25 protein-coding genes are annotated in these 24,171 nt (G+C 65.8%); 11 read left to right on the top strand and 14 right to left on the bottom strand.

Annotation, left to right across the window (positions count from 1 at the left end; translation table 11 throughout):
• Positions 1-81 precede the first annotated feature (81 nt).
• Positions 82-468, top strand: coding sequence for a hypothetical protein (locus AC5QAH_RS15860; protein ID WP_049453994.1), 387 nt, complete (start codon positions 82-84; stop codon positions 466-468).
• Positions 469-654: 186 nt separating this feature from the next.
• Here the strand turns inward: AC5QAH_RS15860 and AC5QAH_RS15855 are convergent, their stop codons facing one another.
• A complete protein-coding gene (locus tag AC5QAH_RS15855; protein WP_049453993.1) occupies positions 655-2,154 on the bottom strand; it encodes a YifB family Mg chelatase-like AAA ATPase in 1,500 nt (499 codons plus the stop codon).
• 445 nt (positions 2,155-2,599) lie between these two features.
• Between AC5QAH_RS15855 and AC5QAH_RS15850 the strand changes: the two genes are divergently transcribed.
• The gene (locus AC5QAH_RS15850) at positions 2,600-3,505 is read left to right on the top strand and encodes an Abi family protein (protein WP_495232445.1); all 906 of its coding nucleotides are present in this window, start codon (positions 2,600-2,602) and stop codon (positions 3,503-3,505) included.
• A 63-nt stretch (positions 3,506-3,568) separates the two neighbouring features.
• Here AC5QAH_RS15850 and AC5QAH_RS15845 read toward each other — a convergent pair whose 3' ends face one another.
• A complete protein-coding gene (locus AC5QAH_RS15845) occupies positions 3,569-4,057 on the bottom strand; it encodes a cold-shock protein (protein WP_191863448.1) in 489 nt (162 codons plus the stop codon).
• A gap of 45 nt (positions 4,058-4,102) precedes the next feature.
• Positions 4,103-4,459, bottom strand: a complete 357-nt coding sequence (locus AC5QAH_RS15840; protein ID WP_049453991.1) for a hypothetical protein — start codon at positions 4,457-4,459, stop codon at positions 4,103-4,105.
• 647 nt (positions 4,460-5,106) lie between these two features.
• On the opposite strand from AC5QAH_RS15840, the gene AC5QAH_RS15835 reads away from it, so the two are divergent.
• Both AC5QAH_RS15835 and AC5QAH_RS15830 read left to right on the top strand, forming a co-directional pair.
• Positions 5,107-5,709, top strand: coding sequence for a DUF998 domain-containing protein (locus tag AC5QAH_RS15835; protein ID WP_241874083.1), 603 nt, complete (start codon positions 5,107-5,109; stop codon positions 5,707-5,709).
• A gap of 55 nt (positions 5,710-5,764) precedes the next feature.
• Complete coding sequence (locus AC5QAH_RS15830) at positions 5,765-6,130, top strand: hypothetical protein (RefSeq protein WP_241874727.1); 366 nt, start codon at positions 5,765-5,767, stop codon at positions 6,128-6,130.
• A gap of 151 nt (positions 6,131-6,281) precedes the next feature.
• Here the strand turns inward: AC5QAH_RS15830 and arr are convergent, their stop codons facing one another.
• Both arr and ubiK read right to left on the bottom strand, forming a co-directional pair.
• On the bottom strand, positions 6,282-6,716 hold the full coding sequence (arr, locus tag AC5QAH_RS15825) for an NAD(+)--rifampin ADP-ribosyltransferase (protein WP_043401276.1): 435 nt from the start codon (positions 6,714-6,716) through the stop codon (positions 6,282-6,284).
• A gap of 124 nt (positions 6,717-6,840) precedes the next feature.
• Positions 6,841-7,092, bottom strand: a complete 252-nt coding sequence (ubiK, locus tag AC5QAH_RS15820; protein WP_010482078.1) for a ubiquinone biosynthesis accessory factor UbiK — start codon at positions 7,090-7,092, stop codon at positions 6,841-6,843.
• Positions 7,093-7,228: 136 nt separating this feature from the next.
• Between ubiK and AC5QAH_RS15815 the strand changes: the two genes are divergently transcribed.
• Positions 7,229-7,567, top strand: a complete 339-nt coding sequence (locus AC5QAH_RS15815; RefSeq protein ID WP_005411374.1) for a P-II family nitrogen regulator — start codon at positions 7,229-7,231, stop codon at positions 7,565-7,567.
• Positions 7,568-7,692: 125 nt separating this feature from the next.
• Here AC5QAH_RS15815 and AC5QAH_RS15810 read toward each other — a convergent pair whose 3' ends face one another.
• The gene (locus AC5QAH_RS15810; protein WP_019337340.1) at positions 7,693-8,352 is read right to left on the bottom strand and encodes an RIO1 family regulatory kinase/ATPase domain-containing protein; all 660 of its coding nucleotides are present in this window, start codon (positions 8,350-8,352) and stop codon (positions 7,693-7,695) included.
• A gap of 436 nt (positions 8,353-8,788) precedes the next feature.
• Between AC5QAH_RS15810 and AC5QAH_RS15805 the strand changes: the two genes are divergently transcribed.
• Complete coding sequence (locus AC5QAH_RS15805) at positions 8,789-9,694, top strand: aspartyl/asparaginyl beta-hydroxylase domain-containing protein (RefSeq protein ID WP_024957655.1); 906 nt, start codon at positions 8,789-8,791, stop codon at positions 9,692-9,694.
• A gap of 144 nt (positions 9,695-9,838) precedes the next feature.
• Here the strand turns inward: AC5QAH_RS15805 and speE are convergent, their stop codons facing one another.
• Positions 9,839-10,693 carry a polyamine aminopropyltransferase gene (gene speE, locus AC5QAH_RS15800; protein WP_049453982.1) on the bottom strand — a complete coding sequence of 285 codons (855 nt, stop codon included), beginning with the start codon at positions 10,691-10,693 and terminating at the stop codon, positions 9,839-9,841.
• Between the two features lie 191 nt (positions 10,694-10,884).
• Here speE and speA point away from each other — a divergent pair, with 191 nt between their 5' ends.
• Both speA and AC5QAH_RS15790 read left to right on the top strand, forming a co-directional pair.
• Positions 10,885-12,774 carry an arginine decarboxylase gene (gene speA / locus AC5QAH_RS15795; protein WP_191850156.1) on the top strand — a complete coding sequence of 630 codons (1,890 nt, stop codon included), beginning with the start codon at positions 10,885-10,887 and terminating at the stop codon, positions 12,772-12,774.
• A 43-nt stretch (positions 12,775-12,817) separates the two neighbouring features.
• Complete coding sequence (locus AC5QAH_RS15790) at positions 12,818-13,138, top strand: DUF6122 family protein (RefSeq protein ID WP_191850154.1); 321 nt, start codon at positions 12,818-12,820, stop codon at positions 13,136-13,138.
• Between the two features lie 88 nt (positions 13,139-13,226).
• On the opposite strand, the gene AC5QAH_RS15785 is transcribed toward AC5QAH_RS15790, so the two are convergent.
• From AC5QAH_RS15785 to AC5QAH_RS15775, 3 genes are read right to left on the bottom strand one after another with little or no spacing between them, the layout of a single operon-like run.
• The gene (locus AC5QAH_RS15785; protein ID WP_262088842.1) at positions 13,227-14,546 is read right to left on the bottom strand and encodes a sensor histidine kinase; all 1,320 of its coding nucleotides are present in this window, start codon (positions 14,544-14,546) and stop codon (positions 13,227-13,229) included.
• Positions 14,543-15,202, bottom strand: coding sequence for a response regulator transcription factor (locus AC5QAH_RS15780; protein ID WP_019336299.1), 660 nt, complete (start codon positions 15,200-15,202; stop codon positions 14,543-14,545). The genes AC5QAH_RS15785 and AC5QAH_RS15780 overlap by 4 nt, the downstream gene beginning before the upstream one ends.
• Positions 15,202-15,492 carry a PepSY domain-containing protein gene (locus AC5QAH_RS15775; protein WP_010482069.1) on the bottom strand — a complete coding sequence of 97 codons (291 nt, stop codon included), beginning with the start codon at positions 15,490-15,492 and terminating at the stop codon, positions 15,202-15,204. The genes AC5QAH_RS15780 and AC5QAH_RS15775 overlap by 1 nt, the downstream gene beginning before the upstream one ends.
• Before the next feature lie 151 nt (positions 15,493-15,643).
• Between AC5QAH_RS15775 and AC5QAH_RS15770 the strand changes: the two genes are divergently transcribed.
• Positions 15,644-16,078 (top strand): PepSY domain-containing protein, encoded by a 435-nt coding sequence (locus AC5QAH_RS15770; protein WP_043401290.1) that lies wholly within the window; start codon positions 15,644-15,646, stop codon positions 16,076-16,078.
• 83 nt (positions 16,079-16,161) lie between these two features.
• Here AC5QAH_RS15770 and AC5QAH_RS15765 read toward each other — a convergent pair whose 3' ends face one another.
• From AC5QAH_RS15765 to AC5QAH_RS15755, 3 genes are all read right to left on the bottom strand, one after another.
• On the bottom strand, positions 16,162-16,644 hold the full coding sequence (locus AC5QAH_RS15765; RefSeq protein WP_019661543.1) for a hypothetical protein: 483 nt from the start codon (positions 16,642-16,644) through the stop codon (positions 16,162-16,164).
• Between the two features lie 126 nt (positions 16,645-16,770).
• Positions 16,771-17,979: an NAD(P)/FAD-dependent oxidoreductase gene (locus tag AC5QAH_RS15760; RefSeq protein ID WP_049453979.1), complete on the bottom strand. Its 1,209-nt coding sequence runs from the start codon at positions 17,977-17,979 to the stop codon at positions 16,771-16,773.
• A gap of 13 nt (positions 17,980-17,992) precedes the next feature.
• Positions 17,993-18,487, bottom strand: a complete 495-nt coding sequence (locus AC5QAH_RS15755) for a lipocalin family protein (RefSeq protein ID WP_019336294.1) — start codon at positions 18,485-18,487, stop codon at positions 17,993-17,995.
• Between the two features lie 182 nt (positions 18,488-18,669).
• Here AC5QAH_RS15755 and AC5QAH_RS15750 point away from each other — a divergent pair, with 182 nt between their 5' ends.
• Positions 18,670-18,918 (top strand): hypothetical protein, encoded by a 249-nt coding sequence (locus AC5QAH_RS15750; RefSeq protein WP_006474562.1) that lies wholly within the window; start codon positions 18,670-18,672, stop codon positions 18,916-18,918.
• Between the two features lie 141 nt (positions 18,919-19,059).
• Complete coding sequence (locus tag AC5QAH_RS15745) at positions 19,060-21,429, top strand: DUF3772 domain-containing protein (protein WP_049453977.1); 2,370 nt, start codon at positions 19,060-19,062, stop codon at positions 21,427-21,429.
• A 519-nt stretch (positions 21,430-21,948) separates the two neighbouring features.
• On the opposite strand, the gene AC5QAH_RS15740 is transcribed toward AC5QAH_RS15745, so the two are convergent.
• The gene (locus AC5QAH_RS15740; protein ID WP_049453975.1) at positions 21,949-24,054 is read right to left on the bottom strand and encodes a phosphoglycerol transferase I; all 2,106 of its coding nucleotides are present in this window, start codon (positions 24,052-24,054) and stop codon (positions 21,949-21,951) included.
• Between the last annotated feature and the right edge of the window lie 117 nt (positions 24,055-24,171).

Raw genomic sequence — 24,171 nt, 5'->3', positions numbered from 1 at the left:
TGCGTGGATAGCTGACCCCTGCCAGAAACACGCCTTGCGCAATCAACAGGGATTTTCTGGCGGCGACGCAAGGTTCCCACAATGTTGCTGGGTCATGCTGTCGGCATGGCTCAGTACAACCCGCGATCACCGTTGTTCGACATCCGGGGCCCGGGACGGCCCCGGCAGGCGCCGTCCGTGACGCCTGTGATCGACCTGCAGGCCGAGTACCAGTTCTGGCACGTCTACGAGCGCGTGGTCCGTCCGTTGCCCGGTGGGGGGCTGCGGCAGGCCTGGCTGGTGTGCCAGAAGGTGTACCGGGACCGGTGGCAGCACCCGGACGACAGCGACGAGGCGGCGTTGTCGCGGGTGCTGTTTGGCGGGAACATGACGGCTGACCGGGCGTCGGAGCTGGCGGAGCTGCACGCGCTGGTCAGCCGTCGGGTGGCGTTGCTGGCGAAGCGAGGGCGGGTGGATTCCGCCGCCTGATGCACGGGGACGACCTTGGCGTTGCCGGGCAGCCATGACCCGCTTTGGTTGCCCGCTGCCGTGACCCGCTCTTGGTAGAGTCGACTGTTAGTCGACTGCTCTTCGCGTCGGCCCACCAAGAGACCGTGCTGCGAGCGCGAGTCGACTAACAGTCGACTCTACCCACAGTCACTTGGAACGGTGCTTCTAGGGCTTCCCACGGTCCAGCTGTCGATACCCGATCGCTTCAGCCAGATGCGCAGTCTGGATGTCCTCACATCCAGCCAGATCGGCAATCGTGCGCGCCACCCGCAGGATTCGATGCATCGCCCGTGCGGAAAGCTGCAGACGTTCAATCGCCTGCTCAAGTAGATCCTGATCGGCCTCGCTCAGCTTCGTGCACGCCCGCAGCGCCGCCGGCGGCAGATGTGCATTGAGCCCGCCACGTGCCTGCTGCCGGGCATGGGCGGCTTCCACCCGTGCACGTACCGCAGCACTGGGCTCACCCAGTGGCGTGCTCTCCCGCAGCTCCACCGCGTCCATTCGTGTTACGCCGATATGCAGATCGATGCGGTCCAGCAACGGACCGGACACCCGCGCACGGTAGCGGTTGATCCGCTCGTCGCTGCACAGGCAACGGTTGCTGCGGTCACCGGCCCAGCCGCACGGGCAGGGATTCATCGCAGCCACCAGTTGGAACCGCGCGGGGTACTGCACGCTGCGCGCCGCGCGGGCGATGCGGATGTGGCCGGATTCCAGTGGCTCGCGCAGGGTTTCCAGCGCGCTGCGGTTCCATTCTGGGAGCTCATCAAGGAAGAGGACTCCATGGTGGGCCAGTGATATTTCACCGGGGCAGGGCGGGTTGCCCCCACCCACCAGCGCCGCCGCGCTCGCGCTGTGATGGGGCGCTCTAAAGGGCCGCTGCCGCCAACGTCTTGGGTCCAGCCCTTCGCCACTCACCGACGCAATCGCGGCAAGCTGCAGCGCCTCAGTCTCTTCGGTATCCGGCAACAGGCTGGGCAGGCGCGAGGCCAACAGTGTCTTGCCGCAGCCAGGACTACCGATCAACAACAGATGGTGCCCACCGGCAGCGGCCACTTCCAACGCGCGCCGTGCATGCGCCTGCCCGCGCACGTCGGCCAGATCGGGCAGTGGCAACGGTGTCGTGTCCACGCGCTCCACGGGTGGCAACAGGCGCGGATTGCCCAGCCCGGCGCAGCATTCCAGCAGCGTACGCGCCACACGCACATCCGCGTGCTCGGCCAACGCAGCCTCTGCGGCATTCCCTGGCGGCACCACCAGGATGCGCCCGGCTTCAGCGGCCGCGATCGCGGCCGGCAGCGCACCTGCCACCGGCCGCAGTTCGCCGGTCAGGCCAAGCTCACCCAGAAACTCGTATTGAAGCAGCGACTGCGGATCGACCTGGCCACTGGCCGCCAGAATGCCCAGCGCGATGGCGAGGTCGTAACGGCCGCCTTCCTTGGGCAGGTCGGCAGGCGCCAGGTTCAACGTGATGCGCCGCTGCGGAAAGTCGAAGCGTGCGCAGAGTAGGGCGGCACGCACGCGCTCGCGTGATTCGCGCACGCTGGTCTCGGCGAGGCCAACGATCTGGGTGACAGGCAGGCCGCCAGAGAGGTGCACTTCCACCCGCACCAGCGGGGCATCGACCCCGGCGCGGGCACGGCTGTGGACCAGCGCCAGGCTCATGTGTGGATTCCTGCAGAAAGACGCTTGATGGTGCGGCAGGTGCTCTGCAGGGACTATCGGGAATTGCCGGTGAAGCGGCTAGGGGGATTCCTGCAGACCGTTGGAGTGCGCCTGCGCGCTTCGTAGCGGCCGGTGTTCGCGATCGAGTGTCGGAACTCAACCGGTATGACGTGGAACAACGCCGGGGAATAGGCCGTTGCCGCTCGCCCGGGCCGGCCTTTCACCTCACTGGATCTGCGCCCGCGAGACTGCGGAAATCCAAGAAAATTCCCTATGAAGTGCTTTTCGTACAGGCATTTACATTTCACCGGAACTACACACATTTACTTGAAGGTGAGCAAAAGGGGCGCTAAAATTCACCCAACACACCCGCCAAGCCTCTGACGCGCTAGTTCGCGACATGCTCAAATTGGCGGGTTTTTTTTGCCTGCTGATTGGAGTCAGGATGACTCACTACCGCAAACCACCCCTGTCGATTCAGGAGCAGTTGGATCTCCTCCAGCAGCGCGGGCTGGCCATCGGCGACGCCGCCAATGCCAAACGCTATCTGCAGCGTGTTGGCTACTACCGCCTCATGGGCTATCTCTACACACAGCGTGTGCCCGGTAGCGACAGCTTCCGAGCTCAAGCGACATTCGAAGAAGCGGTCAGTCTCTATGAATTCGATAGGGCCCTTCGAGACCTGGTAATGGAGGCCGTTGGCCATATCGAGGTCGCAACGCGGACCGTGCTCACGTACCACTTTGCCCATGCCTATGGCGCCTTCGGCCACTTGGAGCCGCGCAATCTGGCATTCACCGGGCAGGAGTATGCGGATTGGCTCGGCGGCGTCGAAAGCGAAGTGACGCGCTCCAGGGAGGCGTTTATTCGGCACTACAAGGACAAGTACGCCTCACCCGCATTCCCCAGAGTACCGATCTGGATGGCGACAGAAGTCATGTCGCTCGGCTCGCTTTCTCGCTTCTACAAAGCGCTGCACTCCAGAGAACAGAAGGCTGTTGCGGGTGAGATGCTGCTGGCCGCGCCAGTCTTCGCAAACTGGCTGCATGTCACCAGCGTGGCGCGAAACGTCGTTGCACACCACAGTAGGTTATGGAACAAGGAGCTCGGTGTTTCGGCAGTTCGTCCACGGTCGGCAGGATGGTCTGAGCGCGAGGCGCCATACGCACCGAATCGTTGCTTCTTTCTGTTGCTCCTGCTTCGCAGACTTCTGGAAGCGACGACCGCTGATTTCAGGGATTGGCGCGAACGTGTCGATACCCACCTCTCGGCTGGCCTGACGACCGAAGTCCGAACGAGAAGCATCGGGGTTGCGACTGGATGGCAGGACCATCGCCTTTGGCGCGGGTAAGTCCCAGGAGGCGCCGCTTCCTCCAGACATTTGTTGCGAATGGGCCGGTTAGGGGGGGGGCGGTCAATGGCGGCCCAGCACCCCAAACAGACACCGCTGCTCATCCAGCACCAGCCCATTGAAGCGCCCAAACCGCGTCTCAACCCACGAAGGCCCAGCGCTTTCCACCAGCAATCGCCCTTGGCTCTGGTGCAGATCCAGCCAGCGCTCGAAGCTGATGCGCAGACGCTCGATATCCGGTGCCCGCCAGCGGGCATCGGCGGGCATGCGGATCAGCACGCGCGAGGGCGCGTTCTCCACGTCCAGCACCAGAACGCCCTTGCAGCGGATTTCGAAGGACGTCACCCCGGCATAGCGCGTGCGCAGTTCAAAGCCCTCATGCGCCTTCGCAGTGACGAAGCCCAGCGCATCACTGTGCAGCAACCGGTAATCGGCCGGTTGCAGCTTCTGGTAGGCCCACACCTGATCGCCCGCGGGCTCGGGCCATGCTGCCCATACTGCGCCGATCACCGCGATGCACATCACCGCAGCGGCCAGGCCGTGCATCTTCATTCGTCACCCCGCACACAGGCAGAAAACTCCGCGCCGTAAGCGCGCTCAGTCCTTGGGTCGCATCCGCTCGTGGATGAAGGCGGTCAGCGCGAGATCGGCCATCACCAGCCCCTCCATCACCCGGTCGCCCACGTACTGTTCGGGCTCGCCGTTCTGGCGCGTGCGCTCGGCCGCCAGCAGGATCTCCTGCACGATGCGCTGGCCGGTGAGCGCGCAGTCGGCGTCGGACAACGCCATCTGCCGGCTGCGCAGGTGGTGCCGCTCGGGCCAGGGCTGGCCGTCGGCCGCAGCGCCCGCACCGATGGCGTGCAGGATGGCGATGAGGCTGTTGGGGTCCAGCGCGGGCGCGGGTGACGGCGCTTCCTGGATCGGGCGCGAGGGCGGGGAGTGCGGCGTGGTCATGGCGGGCTCCGTGCATGCAGGCAGAAGCCGCCACCGATAAAGGTGGCGGACAGGGCGTGGCTCGAAAACCGGTTGCTAGACAAAGCCGGCGGGCACGAGGCCCCCACGCCCCGCCCGCCATAGCCGGCAGACGGATTGCCAGCCGGCACCACGCGCGGTGGTGCCGGCTGGCAAGCGCAAACTTACGTCTAGCAATCCGGGTTTTCGAGTCCCGACCACCGATGCACGGTGGCGCAGTAACGATTACCTGCTGTTGTGCGGAATGCCAACGGGGAGGGGTCAATGCCGCCAAAACCCGAGACGCTTTTGGCATTGTCGCATAGCACCGGAAGCGGCGAGAGCCTTGGCGTGCTAGGCGGAACGGCACTTCTGGAACGGAGTCGTCAGAACCTTCGGCCAGAGATGCCAGGCGCGGCAAATGCGACAGCACTCGCCCATTGGGCATGTGTGATCGCTCATGCAACCGAACCGCTGCGACACCGGCTGGATGGTTTAAATGACTTCCTGCCTATTGAACCTACCGAGTGCCGCGCGCAATCTGACTACCGCTGTAGTCACGCGGGGCTGCACTGCCCGCAGCGGGACGGTCTTGTAGCGTTTGAACGGATTTCACCCACTGGCGCAGGCCAATACAAGGATCACTGTACGTGCTACGCCGCAATCGACTTCTTCTGTCTGCGGGTCTGCTCCCGCTTCCGTGGTTCCTGTTCTGGACCAGCATTGCCGCCCTGTTCGCGCCGGGCTACAACCCGCTTGCGCAGCACGCAAGCGAGCTGCTGCAGGCGCCCACGCTTGCAAGCATCTGCGGCAGGATCGCCGCCATCGGATCCGGTGTGGGCTTCGTGGCGTTCTCCATCGGGGTATGGCGGGAGTCCGGCCGCCGGATTGCCGTAGGCGCGATCTGCTGGATGATCTTTGGCATCTCCATGCTGACCAACGGGCTCTGGCCCATGGGCCATCCGATGCACGGCTTCTACACCATCGGCATTGCAAACATCATTGCACCGGCGATGTCGCACATCGAATTGAGCGCGTGGTCTGCCAACCGAAGGGCGTACGCCGTGACTGCTGCGGTGAGCGTCGCGGGCATCGTCTATCTCTGGTTGAACGTGGTGGGCGCGGACCCGGAGGGCTACCGGGGGCTGACCCAGCGCGTGTTCTCGTCGATCAACTCGCTGTGGCCATTCCTGGTTGCGCTGTACCTGCTGCGAAGGGGTTCAAGCGCGCTGAAGGCGGAGCCTGCGCATTGATGGATAGGCATGCAGTTGCATGGATGGCTGTTGAGCGCGTGGCTTTGAGATGGGGATGAAGATCTTTCGCCGGCAGCTGATCTACGTTCGAGTGCACCAGGACCACTTCATTGCGCGCGTGGTGGGTGGAGACAGGACCATCCGTCGTCAGTGTCATGCCCTTGGCAATCGCGCGGGCCCGATCAAGGACTTCTCTACTCTCCAGCCCCAGCTCAAGGCGATCTTCTCGGAACTCCTGCCTGGGTTCTCTCTCGTCAAGCCGTGGGGGATTCTGCACTTTGATCCGGTTGAGTACCCGGTCACGAAGGAAGAACTGGCCGGGTTCCAGAAGGCTGCCATGCGAAGTGGTGTGAGCTTCTGTTTTCTCTCCACGTGGGAGCAGCGGCATGAAGACAGCGATCTGTTGGAGATGTTCAAGTAGTGCCGGCCCGATACTTCGTTCCAGGCCAGGCAAATTCGTGGTTGGGTCTGTTCGAGGCACTGCGAGAGTCCGCTCTTGGCCGGGAGCGGACATCGTTCGACGACCTGCTGCGTTGGTCCTCCGTCGGCCAAAGCACGTGTCTCTCCTTCCCTCAATTGATGATCTCCCCACTCCCCGAAGCAACAAACGCCTTCAACTGCCGGACGAACTCCGCGTCATACAGCTCCCACTCCACAATCTCCCCCACAATCCGCAACGGCTGCGTACTCCGATACGACCGCGTCGGGTTCCCGGGAAACTTCTTGTTGGTCACATTCGGATCGTCTTCAAACGGCCCGGTCGGCTCCACCACATACACGCGCGGCCGCCCTTCACCCCGGGCCATTTCCGCAGCCAACCCGGCGCCCTTGGCAATCGTGGTGAAGTAGATGTGGTTCATCACCACGCTGTCGCGATAGTTGGAGCGGAAGCCCGCGCTCAGCAGCTCGCCCACCGCGAGGTCAGCGCGGGTGCCGTGATAGAACGGCCCGGCGACCTGGTCGCAGGTGTCATGCGAAACGGGTGTCCATTCGGTGTCCTGTGCCATCGGCACTGCCCCTACCTGTCCTGCCGGATCGACAGGCCGGCGAGTCTAGGGCGCCCGGTGGGCCTTGCTGCAAGGCCCCATCCGGGAAATACTCTGTAGTGGGAGGCGCACTGCGCCTCTTTTTTCATTCTGCGGTGCCGCGCCCTTCCAGCTCACGCACGGCCGTTTCCAGCGCATCCAGCTTTTCGCGGGTCTTCAGCAGCACGGCGCGCTGCACTTCGAACTCCTCGCGGGTGACCAGGTCCAGCTTGGCCAGACCCGCCTGCAACGCGCTCTTGAAGGTGGCCTGCAGTTCCTCGCGCGATTCGCGCAGGCCCGGCGGCACCAGGTCGCTCAAGCGACGGGCAAGGTCATCCAGTTGGTTCAGGTCGATCATGGGGGTACTCCGTGGTGCGGGCGGGCCGTGCAGGCCACAAGGATACTGCTGGGCCGGTCGCCCGCACAGGCGTGGGCTGTTTCGCACCGAACGCGTTCAGGCGCTATCCTCCACGCCGGAAGACAGGAGATAGACGATGAAGATGGTCATGGCGGTGATCAAGCCGTTCAAGCTCGACGACGTGCGCGAAGCGCTGGCCGAGCGTGGGGTTACCGGGATCACGGTGACGGAAGTGAAGGGCTTTGGTCGCCAGAAGGGCCATACCGAGCTGTACCGTGGTGCGGAGTATGTGGTCGATTTCCTGCCGAAGGTGAAGCTGGAAGTGGCGGTGACCGATGACCAGGTGGAGGCCGTGGTTGAGGCCATCGTGAAGGCGGCGGGCACCGGCAAGATTGGCGACGGCAAGGTGTTCGTGTACGACCTGGGCAGTGTGGTGCGTATTCGTACCGGTGAGTTGGACGCGGACGCGTTGTAACCCGTTCGGCGGGATGTTGTAGAGCCGAGCCTATGCTCGGCTGCATTTCGCGCGATGCAGGAACAGCAGCCGAGCACGGGCCCGGCTCTACAAAGAGCGGTAAAGCGGTCGAGCGAGCTCGACCCCTACCGGCGCTTGGCCCACTTGTAGAACCGCTTCCAGCCCCGGCGCACGGCAGCGACCCAGCCGGGGTCGGCCACCAGTGCGGCCTGCGCGGCACTCGGGGCCTGGCCGGTCATGCGCTGGCGGATCTTCAGCAGGTTCTTCATGTCGCTGCGACGCATCTGCCGGCTGAGCGGGTTGCGGCGCAGCCAGCGCGGGGCGCGCCAGGCGGAGGTGAAGTCCAGCAGCACCGGCACGCCGCCGCTGACCACCACGTTGGTGCCATGCAGGTCGTTGTGGGTGATGCCGGCGGCATGCAAACGGCTGAGCGCGTGCTGCAGCTGCTCGAACACTTCATTGCCCACGGCCTGCGCGGTGCTCAGGGTCTGGCCGGGAATGAACTCCATGCCCAGTGCCAGGCCACCCAGGGTGCCAAGCAGCGCGGGGGCATGCTTCCAGCCGCCCAGGCGCTGCAGCATGCGGGCCTCACGGCGCACCATCAGCCGCGCGATCAGTGAAACGGGGGTGCCGCGGTAGCGGGAGTAGTCCTTGATGACCGCCTCGCGCCCGTCCAGGCAGGTGCGATAGACGTCGGGGGCCAGGAAGCGTTCGCCGCGCTTGAGCAGCAGCGGGGTGGCGGCGTCTTCGCCGCAGGAGGAGGGGGGCAGGGCAGGGAGATGCATGTCGGGGTCTCGGTCGACCCGGTGGGTGGCGCAAAGCGTCAAGCGAACCGGTGTTACAGGGAGTTACTAAGTTTTCGTTAATTTTAGTACTCGCCAGTTCGCTATTCCACGATTTGTCGGAGAAATGTCGGGGTCGTGGCTGGAACAGTTCGTCGCACCCGATCGGACAATTCCGTCTCACTTCGTCTTTGGTTCTTTCAGAATCAATAGGTTGGGCGTCGCATCGCCTCGTTCATCCGCGGCCCGCTGAACGTCACGCACGTCTGGCTTGACCCCGACGCACGGCCTGCCGACCATAAGCTGTTAATTCGCGACATCGGCGGCCGCCCCTTCCTGGCACGTCCCCGTTCCCTGCCGCGGTCCCCACCGGTGCTGGCCGCTTGGCCGTGCATCGCCCTGTTTCCCGTTCCGGCCGCGGCTGGAGGAAAGTGTTTTGATCATCAAAATCGTCATTGCAGCGCTGTTCGTCGCCTGCGTGCTGTACATCCACTTCCGTGGCAAGGTGCGCGCACGCTGGTCGCGCCAGCTGCTGGACCACTCCAGTTTCATGGCCCCGATCAACGTGGTCATGTACATGTTCTCGAAGGTGCCGACTACGCCGTTTCTGGACCCGGCCAAGGAGTTCCCGCAGCTGGAGCCGCTGCGCCAGAACTGGCAGATGATCCGCGACGAGGCGCTGGCGCTGCGCGATGCACAGAAGATCGCGGCCTCCAGCACGTTCAACGATGCCGGCTTCAATTCGTTCTTCCGCCGTGGCTGGAAGCGCTTCTACCTGAAGTGGTATGGCCCGTCGCACCCGTCGGCGAAGGCGATGTGCCCGAAGACCACGGCGTTGCTGGAGTCGCTGCCGGACGTGCGCGCGGCGATGTTCGCGCAGCTGCCGTCGGGCAGCGAACTGCGTCCGCACCGCGATCCGTTCGCCGGTTCGCTGCGCCTGCACCTGGGCCTGGCCACGCCGAACAACGACGGCTGCTACATCGAAGTGGACGGCATCAAGAAGAGCTGGCGCGATGGCGAGTGGATGATGTTCGACGAGACCTACATCCACCACGCGCACAACGAGACGCCCGATGACCGCGTGATCCTGTTCTGCGACATCGCCCGCCCGCTGCGCTTCGGCCTGCCGGGCCTGTTCAACCGTGCGGTGGCGGCGACGCTGCTGGCCGGCGGTGCCTCGCCGAACCTGCCGGGTGACCCGACCGGTGGCGTCAACAAGGCGTTTGGCAGTGTCTACAAGGTGCGCCTGAAAGCCAAGGCGCTGCGCGAGCGCAGCGTGGTGGCCTACCAGCTGATCAAGTGGGGCCTGGTGGTGGCGGTGATTGCGGGTATCTGGGCGCTGTGAGCGAACCGCGGCCGGGTCGCGCGCGGGGGATGTTGTAGAGCCGAGCCCATGCTCGGCTGCTTCTGCGCGAAATGCAGCCGAGCATGGCTCGGCTCTACAGAAAGCAAAAACCCGCGCTGTCGTCAGCGCGGGTTTTTGTTTGGATCAACCTTTCAGTGCCGCCTGCACGAACGGCGGGGTCACCAGCACGCCGGTGTGCAGCGCGGCGGTGTAGTACAGGGTGTTGAAGGTCTTGGCGGCCGAGTCGGCCTGGCGGAAGTCGAAGCTGCTGTCGCCCTTGCGCGCCATGGTCACGCTCCACCAGCCGGTGGGGTAGCACGGCTGCGGGAACGGCAGGGTCTTGAACGAGCCGAAGCCGGCCTTGCCCATCTCGGTGCGCATTTCGTTGATCAGCTCCAGCTGCATCAGCGGCGACTCGGACTGCTGCACCAGGATGCCGTCGTCCTTCAGGGCCTTGAAGCAGCTCTCGTAGAAGGCCTTGTTGAACAGGCCTTCACCCGGGCCGACCGGGTCGGTCGAGTCCACGATCACCACGTCCACGCTGCCGGCCGGGCAGTTGGCCATGTAGGCCACGCCGTCGTCGAACAGCAGCTCGGCGCGGGCGTCGTCGTTGGAGTCGCACAGTTCCGGGAAGTGCTTGCGCGCCATCACGGTGACCTGCTCGTCGATATCGCACTGGGTCACGCTCTCCACGCCGATGTGCTTGAGCACTTCGCGCAGGGTGCCGCAGTCGCCGCCACCGATGATCACCACGCGCTTGGGCGCGGCGTGGGTGAACAGCACCGGGTGGCTGATCATCTCGTGGTAGAAGAAGTTGTCCTTGCTGGTCAGCATGATGGCCCCGTCGATGGTCATCAGGTTGCCCCAGTCGGTGGTCTGGAAGATCTCGATCTTCTGGAACGGCGACTGCACCTCGTCCAGCTTGCCGGTGATGCGGTAGCCGATGGCCGAGCCGGTGCGCTCGAAGTGTTCGATGTACCAGTTGTTGCTGTCAGTCATTGGAAAACAGTCCTGTTCGGAGGGGTGGAGCCGGGCTGGCGGGCGGGGCCGCGTGGCACAGATGCCACATCCGGACGGATCGGCCCGTTCAGGTTGAAACCTGTCACGGGCGCGGGCGCGCATGATAACGAACCTGTGGGCATATAGGCGTTATCATGCCCCCCCTTTTATTGCCAACAAGGCCGACTGAAATGACCGATTGGTCCCTCGACCAAGCCCGCAAGACCTACTCGATCCCGCATTGGGCGGACGGTTACTTCGACGTGGATCAGGCCGGGCACATGGTGGTGAGACCGACCGGGGCGGACGGCCCGGTGGTGTCGCTGCCCAAGGTGGTCGACGCTGCGCGCGCGGCGGGCGCCAAGCTGCCGCTGCTGGTGCGCTTCCCGGACATCCTCGGCCAGCGCCTGGGCAAGCTGCAGGCGGCCTTCGGCCAGGCCCAGCAGGACTGGGAGTACAGCGGCGGCTACACCGCCGTGTACCCGATCAAGGTCAACCAGACCCGTGGCGTGGCCGGCACCCTGGCCAGCCACCACGGCGAGGGGTTCGGCCTGGAAGCGGGCAGCAAGCCCGAGCTGATGGCCGTGCTGGCGCTGTCGCGTCCGGGTGGCCTGATCGTCTGCAACGGTTACAAGGACCGCGAGTACATCCGCCTGGCCCTGATCGGCCGCAAGCTGGGCCTGCAGACCTTCATCGTCATCGAGAAGCCGTCCGAGCTGAAGCTGGTGCTGGAAGAGTCCAAGGCGCTGGACGTGAAGCCGGGCCTGGGCGTGCGCATGCGCCTGGCCTCGCTGGGCGCCGGCAAGTGGCAGAACAGCGGTGGCGACAAGGCCAAGTTCGGCCTGTCGCCGCGCCAGCTGCTGGACCTGTGGAAGTCGCTGCGTGACACCGAGTACGCCGACTGCCTGAACCTGCTGCACTTCCATATGGGCTCGCAGATCTCCAACGTGCGCGACATCGCCAACGGCATGCGCGAAGCCACCCGCTACTTCGTGGAGCTGTCGCGCCTGGGCGCGAAGATCACCCACGTCGACGTGGGTGGTGGCCTGGGCGTGGACTATGAAGGCACCCGCTCGCGCAGCTTCTGCTCGATCAACTACGGCCTGCATTCCTACGCCAGCAACATCGTGCAGCCGCTGGCCAATGCCTGCGAAGAGTTCGGCCTGACCCCGCCGCGCATCGTGACCGAGTGCGGCCGCGCGATGACCGCGCACCACGCTGTGCTGATCGCCAACGTGTCGGAAGTGGAAGAGGCGCAGGAAGGCCGCGTGCCGGACCAGCACGATGACGAGCCGGCGGCGATCCGCCACCTGCGCGAGATCCACGACGAACTGGACGTGCGCCCGGCGGTGGAGCTGTTCCAGGAAGCGCAGCATTTCCATGCCGAAGGTCTGGCCAGCTACGCGCTGGGCCAGATCGACCTGCCGCAGCGTGCGCGCATCGACGATCTGTTCTACGCCATTGCCCACGGCGTGCGTGCGCGCCTGAGCTATGACGAGAAGAGCCATCGCCCGGTGCTGGACGAACTGAACGAGCGCCTGGTCGACAAGTACTTCGTCAACTTCAGCGTGTTCGAATCGATCCCGGACGTGTGGGCGATCGACCAGGTGTTCCCGATCGTGCCCATCGAGCGCCTGGACGAAACCCCGGACCGCCGCGGCATCATCGCCGACATGACCTGCGACTCGGACGGCATGGTGGAAACCTATGTCGAGAACGAGAGCCTGGACAGCTCGCTGCCGCTGCACAAGATGAAGCCGGGTGAGAGCTACCGCATCGGCTTCTTCATGGTCGGCGCCTACCAGGAAATCCTGGGCGACATCCACAACCTGTTCGGCGATACCGACGCGGTGGAAGTGCTGGCCGACGCCGATGGCTACGCCATCACCCAGCAGCGCCGCGGCGACACCACCGACGTGATGCTGGATTACGTGGGTTACCGCCTGGACGAACTGCGTGCGACCTATGCGCAGCGCGTGGCCGAGGCGAAGCTGTCGCCGGAACGCGCGCAGGAGCTGTCGGAGGCACTGGAAGCCGGCCTGACCGGTTACACCTACCTGTCCGACGAACCGCTGGTCTGATGATTACGGGAACGCCGGGCATGGCCCGGCGCTACCGGTCACCATGAGCGCCCGCGCGATCTTCCACCTGTTCCTGCATGCCGCCGTGCCAGCCCTGCTGGCATGGCTGTTCTGGCGCAAGCGTTTCGCCTCGGCATGGTTGCTGATGCTGCTGGGCTGGATCATCGATCTGGACCATCTGCTGGCCGATCCGATCTACGCACCGAACCGCTGCAGCATCGGTTTCCACCCGCTGCACACTGCACCGGCCATCGCCGCCTACGCGGGGCTGTGCGTGCCGAAGAAGACCAGGTTGTTCGGCATCGGTTTGATCATCCACATCGTGCTGGACGCGATTGATTGCTGGTGGATGCACCACCGTTGATGCTTGATGCGTGTCGACCAAGGTCGACACCTACCGGGTGCGGGTGAACCGGTAGCGCCGGGCGGCGCCCGGCGAGCGCAGCGGTGCGTCACGCCACGGGCAACCACAACGTCGCACGCAACCCCGGCTGTACATTCTCCAGCGCCACGCGCCCGCCATAACTGGCGGCGATATCGCCCACGATTGCCAGGCCCAGCCCGCTGCTGCCCTCGCGCTCATCCAGCCGCACACCGCGCTGGGTGACCTGTGACAGTGACTCCGCGGCCAAGCCCGGGCCGTCGTCGCGTACTTCGATGCGTAGCTGTCCGTCGCTGATGTCTGCGGTGATGTCCACCTGCTGTCGCGCCCAGCGCCCGGCGTTGTCCAGCAGGTTGCCCAGCATCTCTTCCAGATCCGCACTGGCGCCGGCGAACTGCAGCGCCGGATCGATGCCTGCCGCCGTGAACGTGATGCCACGTTCGCCATGCACGCGTGCCATCAACCGGCATAGCGCCTGCGCGACAGTCGCAACGTCGCTGCGCTGGCGATGGTCTGCGGCCAACCCTGCCGCCAGGTAACGGTCAACACTGGCCTGCATGCGTGCGCTCTGCTCGCGCACGGTGGTCCGCCAGTCCGCGCCGTCGCCGTCAGCCTCGGTGGCCAGCACGCTCAATGGGGTTTTCAATGCATGCGCCAGGTCCTGTGCACTGGTGCGCGCGCGCGCGACCATGCGTTGCTGGTGCTCCAGCAGCGCGTTGAGTTCTTCGCCCAGTGGTGCGACCTCTGCCCCCAGTCCCTGCGTGTCGATGCGTTGCGCGTCGCCGCGCCGCACCCGTTCCAGCTGTGCACCGAGGCGGTGCAGCGGACGCAGGCCGAAGTGCACCTGGCTGGCCAGCACCGCCAGCCACGCTGCGACCAGCACACCCAACGCGATGGCGGTGCGCTGCCGAAACGCGGCAACATCGGCATCCAGCGCGCTGCGGTCGGTGGCGACCACGGCCACGAACGGTTCACTGGCACGTGGCAGGCGCACCTGCTGCACACGTGCGCGCAAGGATTGCTGCAGCGGCCCGGCCAGGTTGCGCGTGGCCGGGCCAGTGACGGTGGCGGGAAGCGTTTCATCCCACAACGAGCGTGACTGCAGCAGCACGCGGCCATCGGCACCGGCGATCTGCCAGTAGGAACCGGAGAACACCCGCTGGAAGCGCGCGTCATTCGGTTGCTGGCGCAGGCGCAGCTGTCCTTCCGGGTTCACTTCGGCCTGCGCCAGCAGGGTCAGCATGTCCTGCTGCAGTTCGTGGTCCAGCCGATCACGCGCGCTGCGCTTGAACAGTTCGCCCAGTAGTGCGCTGGCCAGCAGCGAAACCAGCAGCAGGCCGACGCCGCCAGCCAGCAGCAGGCGCCGCCGCAGCGAGGATTGCCGGCTCACGGCGCGGCCAGCCGCCAGCCCTGGCCGCGCACGGTCTGGATCAGATCGATGCCGAGCTTGCGGCGGACCCGACCCAGCAGCATGTCCAGCGCGTTGGAGTCCGGGTCGTGGCCGCCTTCGAACACCTGCTCACCCAGACGATCACGGCCGATCACCTGGCCGCTGTGGTGGATGAAGTAACTGAGCAGGCGGAACTCCTGCGGGCTCAGCGCCAGCGGCTGTCCGTCCAGTTCGAAGCGGCCGGCGTTGACGTCCAGCTGCAGCGGCCCGCAGTGCAGTCGCGGGCTGGCATGGCCATGGCTGCGGCGGATCAGGGCGCGCATGCGCAGCACCAGTTCGTCGGCCTGGAACGGTTTGGTCAGGTAGTCGTCGGCACCGGCATCGAAGCCGGCCAGCTTGTCGTGCCAGCGCCCGCGCGCGGTCAGCACCAGCACCGGGAAGCCGCGGCCGTTGCCGCGCCAGCGCTCGATTACGCTCAATCCGTCAAGCCCGGGCAGGCCCAGGTCAACGATGGCCGCCTGCAGGTCCTCGATCTGGCCGATTTCCTCGGCCTGGCGGCCATCGGCAACCACATGCACCACGTAGCCGGCCTGCTCCAGCAGGGGCACCAGGCGCTGTGCCAGTGCGGCATCGTCTTCGGCCAACAGGATGCGCATCAGTCGTCGAGCTCCGTCTTCAGCAGCTTTCCGCTGCGCGCATCATAGTCCAGCTCCACCACCACGCCGTCACCGCGCAGGATCTCCACTTCGTAGACACCATCGTCCAGCTCCACTTCCAGCAGCTGCCCCGGAAAGCGCTTGAGTGCATCGCGCACCACGCTTTCCAATGGCACGTAGCGGCCCTGCTGCACGGCACGGCGCGCGACCTGCTGCGCCGGGTCCTGGACGGGCGCGGCGGCGGTAGGAGCGTTGGCCAGGGCCAGCAGCAGGGGCAGGGTGGAGAGCATCGGGGCGCAGGGAGGGCTGTAGGAACAGGCGTGAGTGTGCCGGGGGTGACTAACAGCTGGCTAACAGTGCCGGCTAAGGCGCTGTTAACCACGGGGTGCATTGTGGCGTTGCCGGGATGGTCCGGCCACGAACACGAACAGGAGAACCCCCATGTTGAAGTCGCTCACCCTCGCCACTGTTGCCCTGCTGACCGTCGCGCCGGCCGTACAGGCCGCGCCGCTGGGCATGGCCCAGGTTGAACAGACCCTGCGCAAGGCCGGCTACACCCAGATCCACGAGATCGAACGCGATGATGGCCTGTGGGAGGCCGACGTGAGCCGCGCCGATGGCCGCTTCAGCGAGGTCTACGTGGACCCGAAGACCGGCGAGATCTTCGACGAGCACAGCGGCCGCGCGCTGCTGACCACCGAGCAGGTGCTGGCACGGGCACAGGCGCATGGCCTGCGCGAGATCCATTCGCTGGAACGCGATGGTGCGACCTGGTCGCTGGAGGCCCGCAATGCACGCAACCAGAAGGTGGACGTGCGCCTGAGCGGTTATGACGGCCGGATCCTGCACAGCGAGCGCGATGGCTGGCTGGATTGACGTTTGGCCATGTAGAGCCGAGCCCATGCTCGGCTTTGCGGCCAACCGTAGCCGAGCATGGGCTCGGCTCTACAGGAGCTGGCTTACCAGCCGTACGGCGGCGGGTAGTCCCAATAGCCCGGGCCGCGGCCGTAATAGCCGCCATACGGACCGAAGAAGCCCGGTCCCTTGCCTTCGCTCACGTGGATGTTGACGTTGACCCCGTGGGTCTTGCCTTCATCGGTGGTGTAGTTCTTGCTCAGGTTCAGCGTGGCGGCGTTGTAGTGGCTGTTGCCACCGTTCTTGGAATAGCCGATGCCGGTGGTGAAGCTGCCGGACACCTTGACCTTGTCGTCGGTCACGTCGGCGATCTTCGCGTCGTCGTGCACGCGCGGGCCGCTCTTGTCGCCGTAGTACGTGCCCGGCGGGTCCTGCTGCAGGGCCGGGTCGTTGAGGTAGCGCATCGGCGCCTGCGGCAGCGTCAGGTCCAGGCCGGCCGCCTGCGGCGCGGTGGCGCCTGCGGCGGACTGGGCCAGCACGGTTCCCGGCAGGGCCAGGCACAGCAGCAGGGTCAGGGGGCGGATCATGACGGCGCTCCAGCGGACAGGTGGCCACGCAACACGCGGCGGTACAGGCCGACGCTAGCAGGGGTTGCTTGAATGATGCCTGTCGGCGCCCGCTTACGGTAGAGCCAGGCCATGCCTGGCTGCAGGCTACAACCGGCCGAACCCGAACAGCCCCTCCAGCGCATGCGTGCGCCGCTCGATCCGGGCCCGCAGCAGCTGCGCGCCGATCATCGAATAGGTGATGCCGTTGCCACCGTAGGCCATGGCGAAGTGCACCCGCGGGCCCCATTGTTCGTGCGGGCCGAAGAACGGCAGGCCATCAGCGGTCTCGGCGAAGGTGCCGCCCCAGGAGAACGCCGGCACCGGGTCCAGCCGTGGGAACCAGCGCAGCAGCTGCTTCATCAGCTGGTCGGCCTTGCTCTGAACGCGCCGGTCGCGGCGGGCGGGGATGTCGATGGCGTCGTCCAGCCCGCCGACCAGCAGGCGCTGGTCGCCGGTGGCGCGCAGGTACAGGTAGGGGCGTGCGCTTTCCCACACCATCGTGGTGCGCAGCCGGCCGAGCACGTCCGCATCGATGGGATCGGTGATGAAGGCGTAGCTGCTGCGGTTGCGTGCGACCCGTTGCTTGAGCCAGCGTTGGTTGGCATAGCCCATGGCCAGCACCACGTGGCGTGCGCGGATGGTGGCACCGGCTTCGGTACGGGCGGTCACCCCGCGCGCGGTAGCATCGAGGCTGTGCAGTACGGTGCGGTCATGCACATGGCCGCCGCGCCGACGCAGGCGCTGCAGTAGCGCATAGGTCAGCCGATACGGATCAACCCGGGCCGCCTGCCGGGTCAGCAGGGCGCCGCCGGCCTCAACGTCGAAACGTTCCCGCAGTGCCTCCGGGCCCAGCCAGCGGGCATCCAGGCCGATACCGCGACGGGCATCGCCCTCGGCCATCAGGCGCGGCACGTCGCGATGGCGGCTGGCCAGGTACAGGCTGTCCATGCGCTGGAAATCAACGTCCTTCAGGCCGCGAGCGACCTCGCCCAGCGCCGGAATGGCCTCGGCACAGGCGCGGTAGGCCAGCGCGGCGGCGTCCTGGCCATAGCGTTGGGCCAGTTCCAGCAGATGGGTATCGATCTCGTACTGCAGCAGCGCGGTGCTGGCCGCCGTGCTGCCCCAGCCGATGTCGCGTTGTTCGATCACCGCCACGTCGTGGCCATGCCGGGACAGCTCGTCGGCAATCAGTGCACCGGTGATGCCGCCGCCGACCACCAGCACGTCGCAGCGCAGGTCCTTTTCCAGCGGTGGGAAGGCGTGGATCAGGCCGTTGCGCACCGCCCACCACGGGTAACCACTCTTCAGGTCCATGGTCGTGTGCGGCTCAGGCCGTGGGCTGGCCGGTATGCGGGGTCTGGATCAGTTCGGACAGATCGAAGCCCTGCAGGCGGGCGGACGCCAGATAATGGTCCTGCACGGTGGCGTCCAGCTGCGGTTCGCGGGCCAGCAGCCACAGGTACTTGCGGTCCGGGCTGCCGACCAGCGCGACGCTGTAGTCCGGGGCAACCTGGATCACCCAGTAGTCGCCCTTGGCGAACGGCAGCCAGCGCAGGCCCTTGGGCAGGAAACTGACCTCCAGGCGCGCGCTGTCGTTGTCGATCGCGCAGGCCTCGCCGGTGGCCTCTTCGATCTCGCCGTCCATGCGGCAGCGGTTGGTGACGCCAACGTTGCCGTTGTCGAGCAGGGTGTAGTGCGCCGACACGTCGGTGCAGCCTTCCGGTTCATGGCGCATCGGCAGGCGTGCGATCTCGTACCAGGTGCCCAGGTAGCGGGGCAGCTTGAGGTCGGCAACGGTCTTCAGCGGCGGGTGCTCGGTCATCGGCGGTCGTGGCAGGGGGGGGCCTCCACGATGCCGAGGGCCTTGCCATGGGCGGGTGAAGCCGGGGCGATGGCCGTGTCCAGAACGTTCCGTCGCCGCTGCGGCGTGCCCGTTGTCACCGGTGCGGCGGTATCCTGCGGCCAGCGCCGTGTTTTCCTGATCCAACCGAAGTGGAGGTGCCGATGTACCAGGTGATCCTGTTGAAGAGTGAATCCGCGTTCGCACGCGAACAGTGGCCGCAGGTCGATGATCTGGTCGACTACGAAGGCGTGTCCTACAGCCTGCGTGCCGGCCCGCGCCAGCCGCTGCCGACCGACCACGACTGGCATCCGGTGGCGGTGTACGCGCCCGATGAGATCACCGAGGAAGAGTTCCAGGACTGGTACGCGCTGCAGCAGCCGACCGTGGAAGAGCTGCGCCTGAAGTACTGATACTGCTGCGCGTCGCCCATCCGCCCTTTACCGCCTGTGCCGTATAGTCGCGCGCAGGCGCGGTGGTCCGCGCGAACCGGTGTGGCTGGCGTGTCTTCTTTCCTGCGATCGATCCGTGCACGGGGCCCTTGGTGGGTCCTGATGCTGTGCACCGCCCTCCTGCTGTCCGCGCCGGTGCTGGCACAGGATGAAGACCCCACGCCGAAGCAGCAGCTGGCGCAGATCGAGTCCAGCCTGAAGGAGATCGATCGCAAGCGTGGCGATGCTGAAGCCATCGAGACGCTGGCGATGCTGTCGGAGAATGCCTCGCAGGTACGGCGTGACGCCGAGGCGCTGGAAAAGGCGCTGCAGCCCCAGCTGGTTCGCCTCGACGAACAACTGGCGCAGCTGGGCACGCCTGCCGAGGGCACCACCGAGCCGCCCGAACTGACGGCGCAACGGCGCACGATCAACAAGCAGCGCGACGGCCTGGCCGCATCGGTGGCGCAGGCCAAGACCAGTGCCGTGCGTGCCCAGCAGCTGGCAGCCGACATCGACCAGCAGCGCACTGCGCAGCGCGCCGAAGACATGGGGAAGAAGGTCGCCTCGCCGTTGTCTCCGGCACTGTGGAGCAAGGTGGCCGAGCGCCTGCCCATCGATATCGCACGCGTCGCGCCGTTGGCCGAGCAGGGGCGCGATACGTTCGTTGCCGGCGTCCGGGCCAATGGCTGGGGCACGCCGTTGCTGGGCCTGATCGCCGCGCTGGTGATGATGTTCCCGCTGCGGCTGTGGCTGCGCCGCTTGGGGCGGCAGTTCGCCGCGTCCGATCGTGCGCCTGATGGACGCCTGCGCCGTTCCGGCCTGGCCATGTGGTTGTTGCTGGTCGGCACGTTGCTGCCCGGCTATGCCGTGGTGGTGCTGATGGCGGCGCTGGACGCCATCGATGCCATCGCGCCGCGCCTGCAGGTGGTGGCCGACGGCCTGGAGACGGCCACCTTCCGCGCCGCCTTCATCGCTGCACTCAGCGCCTGCATGCTGGTGCCCAAGCGCCCGTCATGGCGGCTGTTGAACCTGGACGACACCGCCGCGCTGAAGCTGCGCAAGTACGCGTGGGGCGCGGCGGCGCTGGCCTGGCTGAGCACGGTGCTGATGGCCCTCGACCAGGCCACGCGCACCAGCGATGTCACCACGGTGGCGCTGGATGGCCTGATTGCCCTGACCTACCTGGGCCTGATCATGGCCATGCTGGTGACCCTGGCACGTCTGCATCGCCGGCAGACCGCCGAGGCCGAGGCCAAGCTGGAGGCACAGGCCGATGGCGTGGGCGCGGCCACGCCGGTGCGCCGCAGCAGCTGGCTGGTATTGGCACGCGTGGCGGGCAACGTCGCGGTGGTGGCCGCCATCGTCGCGACGTTGCTGGGCTACCTGAACTTCGCCAAGTTCGTGAACCAGCAGCTGATCGGCGGCAGCATCGTGGTGCTGGCAGCGACCCTGCTGTTCAAGTTCGTTGATGACCTGAGCACGTGGATGCTCAACGCGGACAGCAAGGTGGGCCAGACCATCCTGCTCAGCACCGGCCTGAGCGTGTCGCGCCTGGAGCAGGCCGGCGTGCTGCTGTCGGCGGCGCTGCGTACCGTGGTTGTGCTGCTCACGCTGCTTGCCCTGGTGGCACCGTTCGGCAACATCGGCGCAGTGGTGGATCGATTCACTTCTCTGTTCACGACCGGCTTCGATATCGGTGGTACCAAGCTGGCACCGGCAGGGATCGTGATGGCGGTACTGGCGCTGCTGGCCGGCCTGGCGATCACCCAGCTGGTGCAGCGCTGGCTGACCGACACCTACCTGCCCAAGACCGAACTGGATCTGGGCGCACGCAATTCGGTCAGCACCGTCGCCCGTTACGTCGGCATCATCATCGCGGTGATCTGGGCCCTGAGCGCGATGGGACTGCAGCTGAGCAAGCTGGCACTGCTGGTCAGCGCGCTGTCGGTGGGTATTGGTTTCGGCCTGCAGGTGATCACCCAGAACTTCGTCTCCGGCCTGATCCTGCTGGCCGAGCGCCCGGTGAAGATCGGTGACTGGGTGAAGCTGGGTGATCAGGAAGGCGACATCCGCCGCATCAGCCTGCGTTCGACCGAGATCCAAGTGGGCGACAAGTCGACGCTGATCGTGCCCAACTCCGAGCTGGTCACCAAGACCGTGCGCAACATGACGATGGGCAACAACCAGGGCCGCATCCAGATCCAGTTCGCGGTGCCGCCCAGCACCGATGTCGGCAACCTGCGGCAGGCGCTGCTGGATGCGTACACCGCGCACACCAACGTGCTGAATCAGCCGGCACCGACGGTCTACATCGACAGCATTGCCGGTGGCCAGATCACCATCAACAGCTTCGCGTACGTAGCCAGCCCGCGGCAGGTGTATGCGACCCGCAGCGATCTGTACTTCAGCCTGCTGCAGATCCTGGCGGAGCGGAACATTCCGCTGTCGACCCCGACCGACATCCACATCACCCGCGATCCGCAGGAGTAGGGGGTGTTCTGCAGGGCTGCGCCCTGCACCCGCCGAAGCAACGTCAACCGCAAGAGCAACAGCAAAAGCTGGCATTCCGAGGATTGGCGGGGTGGGTCCGGTTGCGGGAGACGCCGTAAACCCATCCTTGGGGGCTTGGCCGCGGCATCCATGCCGCGGACACTCCCGCAACCGGCCCCACCCCGCCTTCGACAGATTTCCGCGATCTGTTGGAATTGCTTTTGGGGTCAGATCCGTTTTCCGTAGGAAAACGGATCTGACCCCATTTTGATTTTCGATATCTGACAGATTGTGTCGACCAAGGTCGACACCTACCGACAGCCGCAGGAATCTGTCAGAGGTGGGGCGGTGTCGGAGTGCGGGGTGTCAGCCGCATGGATGCGGCTGCCAAGCCTCCAAGGACGGATTCACGGCGTCCCCGCACTCCGACACCGCCCCACCCAACCACGGAATGCACGCTGTTGCCGTTGCTGTTGCCCCGGCTTGTAGCGGGTGCAGGGCGCAGCCCTGCAAAGAACCCTACCCCCGCGGTCGGCTGCGCGAGGGCACCAGTGCGAACGTATCCACTGCCAGCTTCTCGGCGTGGTTCAACCACGCGCGGATCTCCAGATCGTCCACTTCGTGATCCAGCCCGAACGACACGTTGATCTTGCCGTTGGCATCGGGCTGCACCCACTGCTGGGCCAGCACCACCTTGCGCTGCGACGACACCGCTTCGATCCAGAAACCACGATCCGGGCGCGTACTCGCCACCAGCTGCAGCATGTACTGGCCGGCGCGGGTACGGCGGCCCTTCTGGGTGATCATGTGTGCCTGGCGCACGCTCGGGCGTGGGCCCTGGAAGGCGTCCAGCGGCGCATCCACGGCAATGCCGCCACGCAGGTCGTTGTCGCGGTACAGCTTGATGCCGTTGTCGCGGTTGACGAGCAGGGCGCACCAGTCACCGTCGGCCGAGCCGTCCTCGAACGCGGTGCAACGGTCGACATAGGCCAGGGTGTTGTCCGGGTTGGCATCATCGAACTGGCGCGATGTGTTTTCCAGATACACGGACTTCAAACCCCAGTCCTTGTCGTACTCGAGCAGCACCGGTGGCTGCACGTGCTGCAGGCCGACCACCACCTGGTCGTCGCCGTCGATCTTCAGCTCGCGGGTCGGTTCACCCAGCCACAGTGAACGGGCGAAGGCCAGATACTGCGGGTAGTCGCGGCCGCCATCGCGCTGGGTGGCCACGCTGGCGCTGGGCGCGCGCTGGGTATCGATCAGCGAACGGCCAAAGCCCATCGTCTTCAGGTTCGGGTCCAGCAGGCTGAGCAGGGTCGCACCCGAATCCAGGGTGGTGCCGGCGTCGGCGCTGAGCTGCTGCGGGGCAATGCCATCGCCCAGGAACAGCAGCAGGTTCTCGCGTTTCTGCCGGGTCAGAATGTGGCTGAGGTCGTTGGGCATCGCCAGGTGATCGGAAGCGATCACGATCAACGTGTCCTTGCCGTACGGGCTGGCCTGGATGCGCTGCACCAGCTGCGAGATCAGCCGGTCACTGCACTTGAGCGCGTTGAGCATGTTGATGTTGCCGTACTGGCTCTGGTAGCGCTCGCCCTTGCACGACACCGGCAGATGGCCGGCTGGGTGATGGGTATCCATGGTCAGCGTGGTCAGCATGAACGGCGAGCCGGCGCGCGAGAGCTGCTCGAAGCGCTGGTAGGCGGTGTCCAGCAGCACGTCGTCGTGCACGCCCCAGGCCGAGTAGTGGATGCGGCCGATCTTCTTCTGCTGCTTGAACCAGGCCAGGTCATGCACTTCATCGAAACCGTGGCTGGCCAGGAACTGGCCCTTGCCGGCGAACTGACCGTTGGCACCGCCCAGATAGTGGTTGGTGTAGCCCTGCTGCTTCAGGTAGTCGCCCAGGCATACCGCCTTGGGCAGGAAGCTGCCCATGCGGTCCATGCTGTTCTCATCGCCCTGCGAGGTGGTCAACGGCACGCCGCACATCGACGACACCAGGCCGGCGATGGTCCAGCCGCTGCCTTCGGCCGAGGCCAGCCCGCGCACGTCCAGCGACTTTGTGGCCAGCCGGTTGAGATTGGGCATCAGGCCCGGGAACACGTTCTCATCCAGGTAGGTGCGCTCCAGGCTTTCGCCGTAGATCCAGACGATGTTGCGCGGGCGCTGCAGCGGCTGCGTCGGCACCTGGTACTCGGGGGCGATGCGCGCGAAGTCGACCGGGCGCAGCTGCTGGTAGAGGCGCTGGCCGTCGCGGGCCAGTGGGCTGATCATGATCGTGGCCACCCACACGGCCGCGAAACCGGCGAACAACGCGCCACCGTGGCCGGGCCGGCGCCAGCGCTTCACCCGCGTGGCGAACAGCGGCAGCAGCGAGACCAGCGCCAGCACGATGAAGCCGGCGATGTAGCCCTTGAAGTCGGAGACACCGGCGCCTTCCATGTCGGCGCCGAGGTGGTACAGGGTTGCAGCGTTGAGTCCATCACCGGACAGCTTGTCGATCAGCCACCATGCGCTGAGCATGAGCAGCAGCAGCGAGAATGCGCTGGCCTTCCACCACACCCACTTGTCGGACGCGAGGAACAGCCAGCACAGCAGCAACAACGACAACAACAGTATCCAGAGCATAGGCAGCTTCGGCAGTGACGGGATGTTGATGGACGTCGTACCGACGCGTGTCCATCCGACCGGCGCTGTCGCAAGCACATGCACATGACAGGCCGATGACCCGATAGTGCATGCACG

The organism is Stenotrophomonas sp. YJH_SMC_43, assembly GCF_059372535.1.
This window is presented reverse-complemented; position numbering and strand designations above follow the sequence as displayed.